This is a genomic window from Polaribacter sp. P097 (genome assembly GCF_036864555.1).
GTDB lineage: Bacteria > Bacteroidota > Bacteroidia > Flavobacteriales > Flavobacteriaceae > Polaribacter.
Map to the genome: position 1 here is coordinate 802,439 of NZ_JAZETJ010000002.1, position 17,534 is coordinate 819,972.

Consider the following 17,534-nt stretch of genomic DNA (forward strand, 5'->3'; position numbering starts at 1 on the left):
TAATATATGGCAGAAAAGAATAAAAATAAAATTTTGTTCTTTTCTGCTTTCTTCGTTTAAAACTGAAAATCATAGCACATAAAATGGCCAAGTTAATAGAAAAAATAAACATATTTTAGTACTCTAAAGTATTTAAAATATGTACATTAACAATCTTATTCTTTTAAATTAACCTAATATGAAAAATTTTGTTTTAATAGTAATCAGTTTATTTTGCTTCAACCAATTTGTTGCACAAAACCAAGCGATAAAAATCACCAATACAACTACCAATAAAGTAAAAGTTATAAAAGAGAACAAGAGAATTAAACTTAAAACATTTGATGGTGAAACAATTAAAGGACGTTTTACCATAACTGACAACAATACAATAACAATTAATGGTCTGCAATTTAATTTAGTTGATATAGAATCACTAAAAAGAAATCCTCTTTTTACTACCCTCTTCACCTCAGGCTTTTTTATTTATCTTGGCTCTGTAACCATTGGCTTAAGCGTTCTTATTGGAGTTTTAGTAGACTCCTCTGCCTTTTGGCTTACAATTCCAGCAGCAGGAATGGTTTATGCAGGTATTAAATCTCCTAACTTTAATAAAAACCACAAAGTTGATAAAGGCTGGAAATTCGAGATAATCACAGTTACAGATTAACGATAATCTACAATTATTTCTGTTGATAATCATCCACAATAATTACAGATTGCTTTAATTCATTCTTCAGATTTAGCTGCTTTTCAGCAGATAAAACATCATTGTACATACATTTTACCAAAAAGTATTCAACATTCGAAAATCTGTATAAGAGGTTTTGTTTGCTTTAAACCGATCTTTGTTACTCATAATAAACATCAATAAAAATGAGCGCAAATCAATTTGGTAATAAAGGCTGGACACCAGAAAGAGTAGAAGATTTAAGTGGGAAAACTTATGTTATAACTGGTACAACAAGTGGTACAGGTTTTGAAGCTGCCAAAATTTTACTATCTAAAAACGCTAAGGTGGTTATGCTAAATCGAAATGCGAGAAAAGCCTTAGAAACTATTTTAACATTAAAAGAAGAAATTGGTAAGCATATAGATGTTTTGGCCATTAATATGGATTTAGCAGAACAAGCATCTGTAATAAAAGCGGCTGAAGAAGTACTAAGTTCTGTACCAAAAATAGACGCTCTTATCTGTAATGCTGCCATTGCTCAAGTTCCTAAACAAACGTTAACTACAGATGGTTGGGAAAGTCAAATGGGAACCAACTACTTTGGTAACTGGACACTTCAGGCATTACTATTTCCTCTAATAGAAAAATCGAAAGGAAGAATTGTAACTGTTGGAAGTATGGGCTATGATATGGGTATTAAAACAATCAAATTTGATGATTTAAATTGGGATAAAGATTATACTCCAAACAATGCATACAGTCAAAGTAAATTGGCGCAAATTATGGCTGTTTATGAATTACAAGATCGATTAAAAGAAGCAGGGAAATTGGATGTTAAAGCCTATGCATGTCATCCAGGGTCTTCTAGAACTAACTTAATAAATACAAGTGGTGGCTTTGTAATGAAAATAATCTTTAATTTAATGAAACTATCTCCATTAACGCAATCTGCAGTAAAAGGTGCTTATCCTCAACTAATGTGTGCTCTTGAACCTAATTTAGATCAAACCTTGTTTTATGGTCCTACAGGTAGAAGCAATTGGGTTGGGCCTGTTGGTGCACACAAATTAGAGCCTCATGCAAAAGACAAAACTGTTGCTAAAAAATTATGGGAACTTTCTGAAAAAGAAACAGGTATAAAATGGAATATTTAAATTTGTAGTATGCAACATTTTAAAACCTTATCATCATTTTTAAGTTATTTAGGATTACCTCAACCCGAACATCCTATGTTAAGTGTATTTAATTCAAAGGAAGATGGGTATTTACCTTGTCCTAGAGAAAGTTCACCACCAATTACTAATGATTGTTACACCATCAGTTTTAAAAAATATATTGAGGGTGATTTAAATTACGGACGAACCAAATATGACTTTACAAATGGAGTTTTAATTCTTATTGCTCCAAGGCAAGTTTTGCAATGGGATAGCAGCGTAGTTTTTGAACAAAAAGGTTTTTCTATTAATTTTCATGAAGACTTTGTAAAAGGTACAGAATTAGCGCAACAAATTAAAAAATATGGATTCTTTTCTTACACTGTAAATGAGGCTTTACACCTATCTCCTAAAGAAGAAAAGCAATTGGAAAGCATCGTAGAAAACATAGAAATTGAATATCAAAATAATCAAGATGCGTTTAGTAAAGACATTATTATATCGCAATTGAGTACACTTTTAAAATATGCAAATCGATTTTATGAAAGACAGTTTTTGCACAGAAAAGAAATATCTAATAATTTATTAGAACGATTTAACGCTAATTTAGAAGACTATTTTGCAACAGGGAAATTAGAAAAAAACGGAATTCCAAGTATTGAAGACATTGCTAGTTTAATGTCTGTTTCTAAGCGTTATTTGAGTGATACTCTAAAAAAAGAGACTGGTAAAACTACCACAGAACATTTGCAACTGCATTTAATTAACGAAGCAAAAAATATTTTATTAGAACCTAATAAAAGTATTGCTGAAGTAGCTTATGAATTGGGTTTTGAGTATCCACCCTATTTTTCTAGATTATTCAAAAAGAAGGAAGGTGTTAGTCCTACAGAATATAGAGAAAAATTTAAATTGAATTAAAATGGAATTATTAAAGTTAGCTACAGATTGGGCAAAATCTGAAGTATTTTCAACACGATTTTTCATAGTATTTGCATTGCTATTTTTAGTAGCAAGTATCGGTTTTTGGCAGCTGAGTAAAACAGAATTGGCGAAAGCCTATTTTATACCCAGTCTTGTAGCTGGTTTACTTTTAATGACGATTGGCCTTGGTTTATTTTACACAAATAAATCAAGAATAACAGCATTTGAAAAAGCGTTTCACGAAAATGCAACTTCCTTTTATCAATCAGAAATGGAACGTACAGAAGCCACTTTAAAGGAATATAAAGTGGTATTTAAGGTAATACCAATTCTTATTATTATAGCTGCTTTGGTTCTTTTATTGGTTCAAACTCCAACTTGGAAAGCCATTAGTATTACATCAATGGCTATGTTAATTGTAATTCTATTGATAGATGGCACTGCCTATGCTAGAATTGCAGACTATAATAAAGAATTAAAATTGATAGATGCTAAAGTGAAGACTGTAAAGAAATCTGTTTTAAGCTATGATTAGTTTTTAATTTCAGTGTCCATTTAAAAAGTTTAAGCATACTTCTCTGCCACTAAATCTCCCCAATTAGCAATAGATTGCACTAAAGGTATTAAGGTATTACCAAATTCGGTTAGTGAATATTCTACTTTTAGAGGTGGTTTTTTAGTATACACCTTTCTTTTAATAAGGCCATCTTCTTCTAATGCTTTTAATTGTAGACTTAAAGTTCGCTCAGTAACAGTAGGCATTTCTTTTCTTAATTCATTGTAACGTAATGTTTTATTCATTAAATGATATAAAATCACTGTTTTCCATTTACCTCCAATTAGCCCCATTGTAAGACTTGCGCAGCAAGGATATTCTTTACCTCTAAATTTATGCATATTTAATTGATAATTATATTACTATAATGCAAATATAAAACACTATACTTAAATAGGAAACTATAATTTATATAGTAAATTTCAAAGATACAATTACAAGAAATACAGTTAATTAGATAGTAGTTTCTTTGAAAAGTAGACAATATTTATACATTACAGCTAAACTATATTTATTTGTAATGGTATTTTATTTTTATGAAATCGAGTATAATTACACTGATTTAAAAAGAAATAAATAGCTTTAACAAACTTTTTATTAAATTGTAAGTCCTTAAAATTAAAAACATGAAGTATCTCTACATTATCATACTAAGCTTAATTCCATTTTTCTCAATTGCCCAGCAAACAAATTCTAAATCAATTTCTTATTTAGAAAAAGGTATTAAAGCTCCTAATACTCATCATTTAGGGTCTGCATGGCTTAATTTTTTGGTTAAAGCTGACCAGGATTTTAATCAAAATATTACAAAAGCAACTTTTAAAGCCAATTCAACTTTAGATTGGCATAAGCATAAAACTAAGCAAATAATTATTGTTGTAGAAGGTAAAGGATATTATCAAGAGAAAGGTAAGAAGCCTATTATCATAAAAAAAGGTGATGTAATTGAGTGTAAAAAAGATACAGAACATTGGCATACCTCTTCTAAAAATAAGAATGTTTCTTATTTAGCTATATATGGTGCTGAACCAACTATTTGGACAGATAAAGTAACTCAAGAATACTATGATCAAATTGCAAAACAATTGGAAGATTAAATAACGATTAGCAAACAATAAAAAGTGAAAATCAGCAATGTCCAAAATTTTAATTACTGGTGCTACAGGCAATATTGGCTTTGAGTTAATTGGTTTTTTATCCCAATTAGAATCGCCAAAAAATATTGTTGCTGGAGTTAGAGATATTGATAGAGCCAAAGCAAAATTCCATAAGTATTCAGGTTTAGAATACACTCATTTTGATTTCACGAACCCAGAAACCGTTGTTAATGCCTTAAATGGAATTGAAAAAGTCTTTTTATTAAGACCTCCAAACATTGCCAACGTAGATAAATATTTTAAACCTTTTCTTACCAAAATAAAAGAAAAGAAGGTAAATAAAATAGTTTTTTTATCTGTGCAAGGAGTTGAAAAAAGTAAAGTAATTCCACACCATAAAATAGAGCAATTAATCATTAATAATAAACTAGACTATGTCTTTATAAGACCAAGCTATTTTATGCAAAACCTAACCACTACTCTACTTGCAGATATTCAAAATAATCGAGAAATTATTTTACCTTCTGGAAATGCAAAGTTCAATTGGGTAGATATTAAAAATATTGCTGAGGCTGCTGCTATTTTGCTTAACCAATTTGATCATTATAAAAATCAAATATTTGAAATTACGGGTTTAGAAAATAAAAGTTTTGAAACGGTTACTAGCATAATTAATAGTGTTATAACACATCCTATTAAATATCGAAATGTTAGTCCCTTTCATTTTTACAGAATTAAAAAACAACAAGGTTTGCCTAGAGGAATGATAATAGTCATGCTATTATTACACTACTTACCTAGGTTTCAGAAAGAACCAAAAATATCAAGTAGTTATAAAAAATTGACGGGTAAAAATCCAACTGATTTAAAAACTTTTATTGAAAGGGAAAAGGTTTTATTAGATAAATAATTACCTAAACTAAATTCAATGAAATGAGGTTTATAATTAGATAATAATAGCTATAAACCCAAAAAATAAAATAAAAAAAGCCAAACATGATTGTTTGGCTTTTTTTAAAGTATTTCAAAAAAAATTACATCATAGAAGCTGCAATCTTTTTGTAAGTTCCATTTTCTAAATTTTCTCTAATTGCAGAAAAAGCAGTGATAGTTTCATCAATATCTTCTTGAGTATGTGTAGCTGTTGGTATTAATCTTAAAATAATTAATCCTTTAGGTATTACTGGGTAAACTACTATTGAGCAAAAGATTCCATGGTTTTCACGTAAATCATTAACCATAGCCATTGCCTCTGGAATATCACCTTTTAAAAATACAGGTGTAATACAAGTTTGCGTAGTTCCTAAATCGAAACCAGCATTTCTTAAACCAGATTGTAAAGCATTTGTGTTTTCCCACAATTTCTCTTTTAATTCTGGCATTGTACGCATCATATCTAAACGCTTTAATGCACCTTTAACCATTGCCATTGGTAATGATTTAGCAAACATTTGAGATCGTAAGTTGTATTGTAAAAACTGAATTACATCTTTATCTCCTGCTAAGAATGCTCCAATACCTGCCATAGATTTTGCAAATGTTGCAAAATATACATCTATTTCATCTTGTACACCTTGCTCAAAACCAGTTCCTTTTCCACCTTCACCAAGTGTTCCAAAACCATGAGCATCATCTACTAATAATCTAAAATTATAGTCCTTTTTAAAAGCTACAATTTCTTTTAAACGTCCTTGCTCACCTCTCATTCCAAAAACACCTTCAGAAATAACTAAAATTCCTCCACCTGTTTTTTCTGCCATTTTTGCAGCACGCTTAATGTTTTTCTCAAAACTCTCCATATCATTATGACGATATACAAAACGCTTACCTGCATGTAAACGAACACCATCAATAATACAAGCATGAGTATCTATATCATAAACAATAATATCGTTTTTAGAAACCAATGCATCAATTGCAGACATGATACCTTGATAACCAAAGTTTAATAAATATGCTTTTTCTTTTTCTACAAAAGCAGCACATTCTTCTTCTAATTGTTCGTGTAAAGGTGTATGACCAGACATCATTCTTGCGCCCATAGGATAAGCCATTCCATGCTCTAAAGCAGCCTCACCATCAACTTTTAGCACTTCTGGATGATTTGCTAAACCCAAATAATCGTTAATACTCCAAGTAACTACTTTTTTACCATTAAAAGACATTCTATTAGAAATAGGACCTTCTAACTTAGGAAAAACATAATAACCTTCTGCTTGATCTGCCCATTTTCCTAAAGGACCTTTGTCTTTTTTAATTCTATCGAATAAATCTGTCGTCATTTTATCTACTATTTTTTCAAGTTTGCAAAGTTAGCAAAAAAATAGAGTTAAAGCAATTAGTGAAGTTTTGAACAAATTTCATTCAATTATTCTAAAAAACCTTGGTTTTTCATCCAATCTGCGTTATAAATCTTGTTCATGTATCTAGAACCATGATCAGGAAATATTAACACCACAATACTATCTTCTGTAAAATAATCTTGCGCATTATATTGTTTTGCTGCCTGTAAAACAGCACCACAAGTATATCCGCAAAAAATACCTTCTTGTTGTACAATATCTCTTGCAGCAAAAGCGGCTTCTTTGTCTGTTACTTTTTCGTAAATATCAATTACATCAAAATTGGTAGCAGTAGGAATTAAATTTTTACCTAAACCTTCAATTTTATAAGGTGATACCTCATTTAAATCTAATTCGCCTGTTTCATGATACTTTTTTAGAACAGAACCTACAGCATCTACTCCCAAAATTTTAATATTTGGGTTTTGCTCTTTTAAGTATTGACCTGTTCCAGAAATTGTACCTCCAGTACCACTTGCTACAACTAAGTGTGTAATTTTACCATCTGTCTGTTTCCAGATTTCTGGCCCAGTAGTTTTGTAATGAGCTTCGCTATTTAATTCATTAAAATATTGATTGATATAAACAGAATTGGGAGTTTCTAAATGAATTCTTTTGGCAACTTCGTAATAAGATCTTGGGTCATCTGCAGGCACGTTTGCAGGACAAACATGTACCTCTGCTCCCATTGTTTTTAACAAATCAATTTTATCTTGTGATGATTTATCTGAGACAGCCAAAATACATTTGTACCCTTTAACTAAACCAATCATAGCCAAACTATAACCTGTATTACCTGAAGTAGTTTCTACTATAGTTGCACCTTTGGTTAAAATACCTTTCTTCTCTGCGTTTTCTACAATGTGTAAGGCAATTCTATCCTTTTGAGATAAACCTGGATTAAAAGCTTCTAATTTTGCGAAATAAGATCCTTTTAAGTCTTTGGTAACTCTATGTAATTTTACAAGTGGAGTTTGCCCAACTAAATCTAAGATAGAATCTTTTATGCCTTGATTTCTTGTCATTCTTGTCATTTCAATCGAGTGCAAAAGTACATTTCCTATTTGAATTACAAAAAATGCACGAACTTTTTAATTTTCGAGCTTATTTTCTAGTGCTAAAATGAATGTGTAATCTTTAGCTGTTTCTTTTAAAGCTTCAAAACGACCTGATGCTCCTCCATGACCAGTTTCCATATTTGTATCTAAAAACAAAAGATTATTATCTGTTTTTAACTCTCTTAATTTTGCAACCCATTTTGCTGGCTCCCAATATTGAACTTGAGAATCGTGAAAACCTGTGGTAACCAACATATGAGGATATTCTTTAGCTTCAACATTATCATAAGGTGAATAAGATTTTATGTAATCATAAAACTCTTTTTCATTCGGATTTCCCCATTCATCATACTCGCCAGTCGTTAAAGGTATACTATCATCTAACATCGTAGAAACAACATCTACAAATGGCACAGCAGCTATAATTCCGTTATAAATTTCTGGCTTCATATTTACAATTGCACCCATTAACAAACCACCTGCAGAACCACCCATTGCATATAAATGCTTGGCTGAAGTATATTTATGATCAATTAAAAATTGAGAGCAATCTATAAAATCGTAAAAAGTATTTTTCTTATTTAGCATTTTACCATCATCATACCAATCTCTTCCTAAATATTCACTTCCTCTAATATGTGCTAATGCATACACAAAACCTCTATCTAATAAGCTTAATCGAGTTGTAGAAAAACTATCTGGAATTGTATAACCATAAGAACCATAAGCATACTGTAACAAAGGTGTATTTTCGTTTAACTTGGTATCTTTATGATATACTAAAGAAATGGCCACTTTTTTTCCATCTCTTGCAGTTGCCCAAACTCGCTCACTTCTATAATTTTTTTGTTTAAACTTACCTCCTAAAACCTCTTGTTGCTTTTTAATTTCTTTGGCTTTAGTTGCCATATTAAAGTCGATAACAGAACTTGGAGTAGTAAATGAATTGTAAGAATACCTTATAATTTCTGTATCAAATTCAGGATTCCCATACACACCTGCAGAATAGGTTTCCTCATCAAAAGGCAAGTAATAATCTACTGAGTTGTCCCAACGTTTAATGCGTATTTTATTTAAACCATTAGTTCTTTCTTCAAGCACTAAATAATCACTATAAATAGAGAAATCTTCTAATAATGTTTCTTTTCTATGAGGAATTACATCAACCCAATACTCAACAGTTGTTTGATGAACAGGCGTTTTCATCAACTTGAAATTGGTAGCATCATCTTTATTAGTTAAAAAGTAAAAATGATCTTTGTAATGAGATACATTATACTCTAAATTCTTTATTCTTGGCTGTACTATGGTAAATTCTCCTGTTGGATTATCTGCATCCAAATATCTTGATTCTGTAGTCATTGTTGCAAAAGAACTTATGATGATAAATTTCTTAGACTTAGACTTGGTTACATACGTTCCAAACGTGTCATCTTTTTCATGATACACCTCAACATCTTCTGAAGTTCGTGTGCCTAAAACATGTCTGAAAATTTTTTCACTTCTTAAAGTAACCGGATTTTTCTTTGTATAAAAAATGGTTTTGTTATCATTTGCCCAAACAGAACCACCAGTGGTATTTTCTATAATATCATCGTAAATTTGGCCAGTTTCCAAATTTTTAACTCTTAAAAAATACTGTCTTCTACTAACAGTGTCTGTAGCAAAAACTGCCAACTTATTATTTGGAGAAACGTTTAAACCTCCCAACTGAAAATATTCAAAACCTTCAGCCATTTGATTAACATCAAAAATTATTTCTTCTTTAGCTTCTAAGCTACCTTTTTTTCTACTGTAGATAGGATATTGTTTACCTACTTCATACCTTGTATTATAAAAATAACCATTGTTTTTATAGGGAACAGATGAATCATCTTCTTTAATTCTACCTTTCATTTCTTGAAATAAATTTTCTTGAAAATCTTTGGTGTAACTAGTTACCTCTTTATAATAAGCATTCTCTTCCTCTAAATAACTAGTTACTTTCTGAGTTTGTTCATCTTTTATAGGTGCTAATTTCTGTTCATCTGACAAACGCATCCAAAAATAATTATCTACTCTAACATCTCCATGTTTCTCTAATTTTGTAGGCTTTTTCTCTGCAATAGGATGTTTAGCATTGTTGCTTTTCATTTCTAGTAATTTTTGGCGAAAGCAAAAATAAGACTTAATTATATGCCTTTTAAAGATTTTCGTTTGATTTTAATTCGAATCGATTTATTAAATTTGTTTTCAAATCAATAAAACGAAAAAATGTTTGGAGATATTACAGGAATGATGGGCAAATTAAAAGAGGCTCAACAAAAAGTAGAGGAAACAAAAAAAAGACTAGATACTGTTTTGGTTGATGAAAATTCGGCCGACAACAAAATTAAAGTAACACTTACCGCAAATAGAACTATAAAGTCTATTTCTATAGATGATTCTTTGCTAAATGATGCAGAAGAGTTAGAAGATTATTTAATTATCACTTTAAATAAAGCTATAGAAAGAGCTTCTACAATTAATGAAAACGAAATGGCTATAGCAGCTAAAAGTGGTATGCCTAATATTCCAGGAATGGATATGTTTAAATAAAAGATGTTTCAGGATTTAGAAAGTTACATGTTGCCTTGCTTTAGCAAAACATTTTTAGATATAGAATGTTTGGGCTGTGGTTTGCAACGTTCTTTTCTATTATTTTTAAATGGTAACTTTTTTGATGCTTTTAAAATGTATCCTGCAATTTTTACACTTATTTTACTAATTAGTTTTGCAATTTTTAATTTTTTTAAAAAGATAAAAAATGCTAATAAAATTATTGGTAGATTAGCGTACATAAACTTAACAATTATCATTATCAACTATCTAATTAAAATTAGTATTTAAAAAATTTACATGAAAAAACTAAACACTACCTTAATTTATGTTTTATCTTCTATCAGTTTAGTATGCTGTATATGTTTGGGTTTAGGTATTTTATTAGCCTTACCTTCTTACCTTATAGCCAATAAAAAATTAAAAGAGGCTGAGTTAAATCCAGAAGAATATGAAGCAGATGACATACAAGCTATGAGCAAAGCAAAAACTTTTGCATTAATTGCTTTAGGTATTAACGGAGTTTACTTCTTATACAGCTTATATGGTTTAGCTACTACAGATTGGGATACCTTTATGTTAGAATTCGAAGAAAAAATGCAACAATATCAGCAATAGAAATTATTGTTTTTTACAATGCAATCCAGCTTTTTAATAAAGCTGGATTTTTTGTTTTGAGTTATATTTAACATGATATGAACAAATCTCATAGCAACATTAAAGTAACTTTGTACTACTTAAACAAAATCAATGGCAGCTAAGAAAACATCTACAGGAAAAAAAGTTTTAAAATGGGGTTCAATATCTATTTTAACAGTATTAATTATACTATTTACAGCTCCTTTTATTTTTAAAGGCAAAATAGAAAAAATGGTTACCAATGCTATTAACAAAAATATTAATGCTACTGTTTCTTTTACTGAAACAGATTTAAGTTTTTTTACCAATTTCCCTTTAGCTAGTTTGAGTGTAAAAGAAATTGCAGTGATTAATAAAGCTCCTTTTCTAGGTGATACTTTATATGCTGCAAATGAACTGAATTTAAGTATGAAAATTACTGAATTATTTAAGGGTGCAGATGAAGCTTTAAAATTACAAAGTATAAATACCAAAGACGGTTTTGTTAATATTTACATCAACAATGAGAATAACAACAATTATGACATTGCTATTCAAAGCAATGTAGAAGCAGATTCAACACAAAATTCTATAGCTTTAGATATAGAAGACTATGAATTAGAGAACATGACATTTAATTATGTTGATGAAATTTCAGATATAAAATTAAGGGTATCAGAGATAAATCATTCAGGACAAGGAAATTTTGCACAAGACATTTTAGATTTAGACACAGAAACTACAGCATTACTAAGTTTAGATTATAATAAGGTAAATTATTTATCAGATGTAAATATTACCTTAGATGCCATAATTGGTATAGATTTAAAGAACACAAAATATACTTTTAAAGAAAATAAAGGTTTTATAAACCAGTTGCCTTTAGAGTTCGATGGTTTTATTCAGTTGATTGATGAAAATCAACTTTACGATTTACAATTTAAAACACCAACTTCAGACTTCAAAAATTTAATAGCGCTTTTATCTCAACAATATTCAGGTAATTTAGCAAGCATAAAAACAGAAGGTAATTTTGATTTAAATGGAGTTGTAAAAGGAACGTTGTCTGATGAAACCATTCCAACTTTCAATATTTTATTTTCATCTAAAAATGCAATGTTTAAATACAATGATTTACCAAATGCTGTAAATCAAATTAACATTGATGCTAAAATCATAAATAATACTGGTTTGGCTAATGATACCTATGTAGATGTTAACAAACTTACCTTTAAAATTGATGATGATACTTTTGCTGCAAATGGTAATATTGCTAATTTAACTACAAACCCAACTGTTAACTTAAATGCAAAAGGAACTGTGAATCTTGCCAAATTAAGTCAAGTTTATCCTGTGCAGTTAGAGCAAGATTTAGCAGGAATTGTAAATGCAAATGTATCTACCAGTTTTGATATGAATTCTATTGAAAAAGGGGTCTACAAGAATATTAAAAATTCGGGTGCTATTATTGTAAGTGATTTTAAATATGATGCTGCAGATGTTGCAAACCCTTTTTTAATCAGTAAAACCGCTTTGAATTTTAACACGAATACAATTCAACTTAATGAATTTAAAGCAAAAACAGGTAGTTCAGATTTAAACATCAGCGGAAATTTAAATAATTTCTATGGCTTTTTATTTAATGATGAAGTTTTAAAAGGTAATTTTAATTTAAGTTCGAACAATTTTAAAGTTGCCGATTTTTTATCTGAACCAACTACTGAACAAAATTCGAAATCAACAAATTCATCTACACTTAAAATTCCTGCCTTTTTAGATTGTAAATTTATTGCAAGTGCCAATAGTGTAACTTATGATAATATCAATTTAAAAAATGTTTCAGGTATCATCTATGTAAAAGACGAAACTATTAATTTACAAAACCTAAATTCTGACGTTTTTGGCGGAAAAATTGGTTTTAATGGTAATGTTTCTACCAAAAACAATGCTTCTACCTTTAAGGTTGATTTAGATTTAAAAGAATTAAATATTAAAGAGTCTTTCTCTAGTTTAGAAATGTTAGAGTCTATTGCTCCAATTGCAAATACTGTTGGTGGTAAAATTAATTCGAAAGTCAATGTATCTGGAGTGTTAGATGAAAATATGGCACCTAGTTTAAAAACGATTACAGGTAATTTATTTGGTAAATTAATAAATCCGAAGCTTACTGCAGAAAACTCAAAACTACTGCAAGTACTAAGTAATAATGTATCTTTCTTAGATGCAGAACGTTTAGATTTAGATGGTATAAATGCCTATTTCTCTTTTGATAATGGTGTGGTAAACATAAAACCAATTCCTTTAAAATATAAAGATGTAGGTATTGAAATTTATGGTAATCATACTTTCGAAAACAGCATTGATTATAAAGTAAATTTTGATGTACCAGTAAAATATTTGGGTTCTGATGTAACTAGTATTATTGCAAAATTGAATCCTAAAGATGCTGCAGAAATTAAAAGTATTCCTGTAAAAGCTACAATTACAGGTAATTTTACTAGTCCTAATTTTTCTACAAATTTAAAAACTGCCACTTCTAATTTGGTAAAAGAGTTGGTAGAAAAACAAAAACAGAGCTTATTAAATCAAGGTAAAGATAAATTGAAAGATTTATTGAACACTAATTCAGATAAAACAGACTCTATCAAAACTACTGACAAAGACGATACAAAAGATAAAATTAAGAATACCTTAAAAAGCTTTTTTAACAGAAAAAAGGATACAACTAAAAGTAATTAGATATTAAATTGCAAAAGCGCCTAAAGCTACTGCAATTACACTTAGTATATTCAGTGATATTACAATAATAAATAGCACTCCTATGTACTTATAATGGGACTTTAACATCTCAAAAGCATTGGCCAAAACTTCATCGTTTTTACTTGCTAATGCTTTTTTTAGTTTATTAGAAAACTGAAATAAATAGTATACAGGAAAAATATACAATAAGGCCATCACCAAATAAAAGATACCCATTGCTAAACCCATATCAAAAGGTAATTGAGCTTGAGTTGCCTCAGGCATTGCATCCAAAGCAAAAAAGGAAGCTAAACCAACTATTAACATAAACGCAATACCTATAATTCCTAATATGGCTAAAAAGAAAGCCCAACCTGCAGTTTCCTTTAAAAATCGTTTAGCATCAGAAGTTAAAACTAATTGTTCTAATTGGGTAATTGGGTTATGAGCTTTCATAAAAATAAATTTAGTTTCTAACAAAAATAAAAAAAAGCCATGATTTAAAAATTTAAAATCATGGCTTTATCAAGAAATTACTTTTCTCTATTTCACAAATTCAGAAATAGTAGTTTTTATAATTTGTATGCATTCTCTTAATTGCTCTTCATTCATTACCAAAGGTGGAGCAAAACGAATAATATTACCATGAGTTGGCTTGGCTAATAAACCATTATCTCTTAATTTAATACAAATATCCCAAGCTGTAGAGCTATCTTCTGTATCGTTAATTAAAATAGCATTTAACAAACCTTTACCTCTAACTGATTTTACCAAATCGTTTTCTTTACAAAACTCGGTTAATTCTGATCTAAAAATATTCCCTAATTTATCTGCATTAATTGCTAATCTTTCATCAGCAACTACTTCTAATGCAGCCATTGCTACAGCTGCAGCAATAGGATTACCACCAAATGTAGAACCATGATTTCCAGGTCTAATTACATTCATTATAGCATCATTTGCTAAAACAGCAGAAACAGGATAAGCACCACCACTTAATGCTTTACCTAATATTAAGATATCTGGTTTTACTTCTGGTGTTCCAGAACAGTTTTTATCTTCACAAGTACAATTACCACAAGTTGCTAATAACCTACCAGTTCTTGCAATACCTGTTTGTACTTCATCTGCAATGAATAATACATTATGATCTTCACACATTTTTTTAGCTGCAGCCAAATAACCTTCAGATGGTACATATACACCAGCTTCACCTTGAATAGGTTCTACCAAAAATGCTGCTATGTTATTACTACTTTCAAGCGCTTCTTGCAATTCTTGAAGATTATCATATTCAATTTTTAAAAATCCTTTAGTATAAGGACCAAAGTTTTTTCTTGCAACAGGATCGTTAGAAAAAGAAATTATAGTTGTTGTTCTACCATGAAAATTATTTTCGCAGACAATAATTTCTGCTTTATTCTCATCAATTCCTTTCACTTCATACGCCCATTTTCTTGCAATTTTTAAAGCCGTTTCTACAGCTTCTGCACCAGTATTCATTGGTAACAATTTATCGAAACCAAAATATTCTGAGGCAAATTTTTCGTATCTACCAAGCATATCATTATAAAATGCTCTAGATGTTAAGCTTAATGTTTTGGCTTGATTGGTCATTGCATCTACAATTTTAGGATGACAATGCCCTTGGTTTACTGCAGAATACGCAGAAAGAAAATCGTAATACTTTTTACCCTCTACATCCCAAACATGTACACCTTCTCCTCTACTTAAAACTACAGGTAGTGGATGATAATTATGAGCACCATATTTGTTTTCTAATTCAATCGCTTGTTGCGATGTTAACTTGTCTAAAACAGCCATTTTAATTTATTTAAATGTTTATACTAAAAACATTCCTGTTCTACCTTTATCCTTCTGAAGTCTTAATAATTTTGACCAGAAATTCAGCGTGGGAAAGAAATCATCCTCGAAGAAAAACAAAAATAAGAAATTAATCTAAATAGTGTTCAATTTTCCTAATTTTGCAATCCAAATAATATAGAATGCCAAGAAGAGAACGAAACAAATTTGTAAAGAGAAATCAGGTTTTAGAGCTTAAAATTGAAGATTATGCTTTTGGAGGAAAAGGAATAGCAAGAATTCATTCTGAAGAAGGTAGTTTTGTTGTTTTTGTGCCAAATACATTGCCTGGTCAATTGGTAAAAGCACAGATTAAAAAATCGAGTAAAAAATATGCTGAAGCCAAATTAATTGATGTTTTAGTTCCTTCTGAAAATGAGGTAGAAGTACCTTTTCAAGACATACCTGGAGCACCTTACATTCAATTGCCAATTGAATTACAACATCAATATAAAAAAGAAAGCACACTATCTCTTTTTAAAAGAATTGGTAAAGTCGAAAACATAGAAGATTTATTTGATGAATTTATAACATCACCAAACGTATTTCATTACAGAAATAAAATGGAATATGGTTTTTCTGCAATTGGTTATGATAGAGTTGCAAAAAGAGATAAAGATGAGTTTACTCTTGGTTTTAAAAGACGTGGAGTTTGGTGGATGGGAGATAATCTAGAAAAAGATTCGGGTTTATTTGATAAAGAATTTGAAGACCATTTAAAAACCATCCGTAAATATTGTTTTGATACAGGTTTAGCTCCTTGGCATGGACCAAGAAAAGAAGGTTTTTTTAGGTATTTCGTAGTTAGAAAATCATTCAAAACCAATGAACTGTTATTCAATTTAGTGACTACTTCTTATGATTTACCAAAATTCGATCTGAATAAATTTGCCAGCTTTTTAGTGGATCTTTTTGGAGATAGAGTGGCTGGTTTGTTACATACTATTAACGACGAAGTTGGTGATAGAACCATTGCAACATCTGGAAGTATAGAATTGGTGTATGGTAAAGATAAAATCGTTGAGGAGCTTTTAGGCCTTAATTTTGAAATTAGCATGAAAAGCTTTTTTCAGACAAATCCTAAATCTGCAGAAAAACTATACTCTAAAGTAGTAGATTATGTTTTAGAAGATAAATCTAAAGTAGACAACACAGTTGTTATGGATTTATTTTGTGGTACAGGTACAATTGGTCAAATAGTAGCTTCTAAAAGTGAAAATGCTAAAATTGTTGGCGTAGATATTGTTGCTTCTGCAATTGAAGATGCTAAAGAAAATGCAAAAAGAAATAATATTGAAGGTTTACAATTTTATGCTGCAGATGTTGGTAAGTTTTTAACTCAGCATCCTGAATATCAAGATAAAATTAAAACAATTATTTTAGATCCTGCAAGAGCTGGAATTATGCCAAAAACTTTGCAAAAAATTATAAATTTAAATGCTGACAGAATGGTTTATGTATCTTGCAACCCAGCAACACAAGCAAGAGATACAGAATTGTTAAGAGAGGCTGGCTATGAAATTAAAAAAATTAGCTTGGTAGATCAATTTCCTCATACTGCACATATAGAAACTGTAGTTTTGTTTGAAAGATAGAAATACTTAATTTGTTTAACAGATATTTACATAAAATCATTTTATTTTAGCAATTAAAAATAACATCATGATAAAACTTACTGAAAAAGAAATTTACTCAAGATTAGAAAACTATCCAGATTGGGAATTTTACGAAGACGCTTTGCATACCGATTTTGAATTTGAAAACTTTAAAGATTGTATGTCTGCCATGAATAGAATTGCATTTGAATGTGAAGCGTTAAATCATCATCCAGAATGGTCTAATGTTTACAATACTTTAGATATTACTTTAACTACTCATGATGCTGATGGCGTTACTGAATTAGATTTTAAACTGTTAGAAGCCATCAACAAAATTGTAGAAGTAGAAGAATAAT

General features: G+C 29.8%; 18 protein-coding genes. 12 read left to right on the forward strand and 6 right to left on the reverse strand.

Translation table 11 applies throughout. The features are described from left to right. The first annotated feature begins 178 nt into the window (after window positions 1-178). The 4 genes from V7R38_RS10985 (at window position 179) to V7R38_RS11000 (ending at window position 3,265) form a co-directional block, all read left to right on the forward strand. Window positions 179-649 (forward strand): hypothetical protein, encoded by a 471-nt coding sequence (locus tag V7R38_RS10985; RefSeq protein ID WP_334058399.1) that lies wholly within the window; start codon window positions 179-181, stop codon window positions 647-649. Window positions 650-855: 206 nt separating this feature from the next. Next, a complete protein-coding gene (locus V7R38_RS10990; protein WP_334058401.1) occupies window positions 856-1,806 on the forward strand; it encodes an SDR family NAD(P)-dependent oxidoreductase in 951 nt (316 codons plus the stop codon). A gap of 9 nt (window positions 1,807-1,815) precedes the next feature. Continuing rightward, on the forward strand, window positions 1,816-2,727 hold the full coding sequence (locus V7R38_RS10995; RefSeq protein WP_334058403.1) for a helix-turn-helix domain-containing protein: 912 nt from the start codon (window positions 1,816-1,818) through the stop codon (window positions 2,725-2,727). Between the two features lies 1 nt (window position 2,728). After that, complete coding sequence (locus tag V7R38_RS11000) at window positions 2,729-3,265, forward strand: hypothetical protein (RefSeq protein ID WP_334058405.1); 537 nt, start codon at window positions 2,729-2,731, stop codon at window positions 3,263-3,265. Between the two features lie 29 nt (window positions 3,266-3,294). Here the strand turns inward: V7R38_RS11000 and V7R38_RS11005 are convergent, their stop codons facing one another. Beyond that, window positions 3,295-3,627 carry a winged helix-turn-helix transcriptional regulator gene (locus V7R38_RS11005; protein ID WP_015479961.1) on the reverse strand — a complete coding sequence of 111 codons (333 nt, stop codon included), beginning with the start codon at window positions 3,625-3,627 and terminating at the stop codon, window positions 3,295-3,297. Between the two features lie 285 nt (window positions 3,628-3,912). Between V7R38_RS11005 and V7R38_RS11010 the strand changes: the two genes are divergently transcribed. Both V7R38_RS11010 and V7R38_RS11015 read left to right on the forward strand, forming a co-directional pair. Then, a complete protein-coding gene (locus V7R38_RS11010; RefSeq protein WP_334058408.1) occupies window positions 3,913-4,383 on the forward strand; it encodes a cupin domain-containing protein in 471 nt (156 codons plus the stop codon). A gap of 37 nt (window positions 4,384-4,420) precedes the next feature. Beyond that, window positions 4,421-5,293, forward strand: coding sequence for an NmrA family NAD(P)-binding protein (locus tag V7R38_RS11015; protein WP_334058410.1), 873 nt, complete (start codon window positions 4,421-4,423; stop codon window positions 5,291-5,293). Window positions 5,294-5,417: 124 nt separating this feature from the next. Here the strand turns inward: V7R38_RS11015 and V7R38_RS11020 are convergent, their stop codons facing one another. The 3 genes from V7R38_RS11020 to V7R38_RS11030 all read right to left on the reverse strand — a co-directional run bounded on the left by V7R38_RS11020 (window position 5,418) and on the right by V7R38_RS11030 (window position 9,916). Then, entirely contained in the window at window positions 5,418-6,665 is a 1,248-nt protein-coding gene (locus V7R38_RS11020; protein WP_015479958.1) for an aminotransferase class I/II-fold pyridoxal phosphate-dependent enzyme, read from the reverse strand. An 86-nt stretch (window positions 6,666-6,751) separates the two neighbouring features. Continuing rightward, on the reverse strand, window positions 6,752-7,750 hold the full coding sequence (locus V7R38_RS11025; protein ID WP_334058413.1) for a PLP-dependent cysteine synthase family protein: 999 nt from the start codon (window positions 7,748-7,750) through the stop codon (window positions 6,752-6,754). Between the two features lie 66 nt (window positions 7,751-7,816). Then, a complete protein-coding gene (locus V7R38_RS11030) occupies window positions 7,817-9,916 on the reverse strand; it encodes a S9 family peptidase (protein WP_334058415.1) in 2,100 nt (699 codons plus the stop codon). 120 nt (window positions 9,917-10,036) lie between these two features. On the opposite strand from V7R38_RS11030, the gene V7R38_RS11035 reads away from it, so the two are divergent. The 4 genes from V7R38_RS11035 to V7R38_RS11050 all read left to right on the forward strand — a co-directional run bounded on the left by V7R38_RS11035 (window position 10,037) and on the right by V7R38_RS11050 (window position 13,717). Then, window positions 10,037-10,360, forward strand: coding sequence for a YbaB/EbfC family nucleoid-associated protein (locus V7R38_RS11035; RefSeq protein ID WP_015479955.1), 324 nt, complete (start codon window positions 10,037-10,039; stop codon window positions 10,358-10,360). Window positions 10,361-10,363: 3 nt separating this feature from the next. Further along, window positions 10,364-10,651 carry a DUF2752 domain-containing protein gene (locus tag V7R38_RS11040; protein WP_015479954.1) on the forward strand — a complete coding sequence of 96 codons (288 nt, stop codon included), beginning with the start codon at window positions 10,364-10,366 and terminating at the stop codon, window positions 10,649-10,651. Window positions 10,652-10,660: 9 nt separating this feature from the next. Next, window positions 10,661-10,978, forward strand: a complete 318-nt coding sequence (locus V7R38_RS11045; RefSeq protein WP_015479953.1) for a CCC motif membrane protein — start codon at window positions 10,661-10,663, stop codon at window positions 10,976-10,978. A 132-nt stretch (window positions 10,979-11,110) separates the two neighbouring features. Further along, window positions 11,111-13,717 (forward strand): AsmA-like C-terminal region-containing protein, encoded by a 2,607-nt coding sequence (locus tag V7R38_RS11050; protein ID WP_334058421.1) that lies wholly within the window; start codon window positions 11,111-11,113, stop codon window positions 13,715-13,717. Between the two features lie 3 nt (window positions 13,718-13,720). On the opposite strand, the gene V7R38_RS11055 is transcribed toward V7R38_RS11050, so the two are convergent. Together V7R38_RS11055 and rocD are read right to left on the reverse strand one after the other, a co-directional pair. Continuing rightward, on the reverse strand, window positions 13,721-14,173 hold the full coding sequence (locus V7R38_RS11055) for a DUF5362 family protein (protein WP_334058423.1): 453 nt from the start codon (window positions 14,171-14,173) through the stop codon (window positions 13,721-13,723). A gap of 87 nt (window positions 14,174-14,260) precedes the next feature. Continuing rightward, window positions 14,261-15,541 (reverse strand): ornithine--oxo-acid transaminase, encoded by a 1,281-nt coding sequence (gene rocD, locus V7R38_RS11060; protein ID WP_334058425.1) that lies wholly within the window; start codon window positions 15,539-15,541, stop codon window positions 14,261-14,263. 182 nt (window positions 15,542-15,723) lie between these two features. Between rocD and rlmD the strand changes: the two genes are divergently transcribed. Both rlmD and V7R38_RS11070 read left to right on the forward strand, forming a co-directional pair. Continuing rightward, the gene (gene rlmD / locus V7R38_RS11065) at window positions 15,724-17,175 is read left to right on the forward strand and encodes a 23S rRNA (uracil(1939)-C(5))-methyltransferase RlmD (protein WP_334058427.1); all 1,452 of its coding nucleotides are present in this window, start codon (window positions 15,724-15,726) and stop codon (window positions 17,173-17,175) included. A 67-nt stretch (window positions 17,176-17,242) separates the two neighbouring features. Further along, window positions 17,243-17,533, forward strand: a complete 291-nt coding sequence (locus tag V7R38_RS11070; RefSeq protein WP_015479948.1) for a 4a-hydroxytetrahydrobiopterin dehydratase — start codon at window positions 17,243-17,245, stop codon at window positions 17,531-17,533. The last annotated feature ends 1 nt before the right edge of the window (window position 17,534 follow it).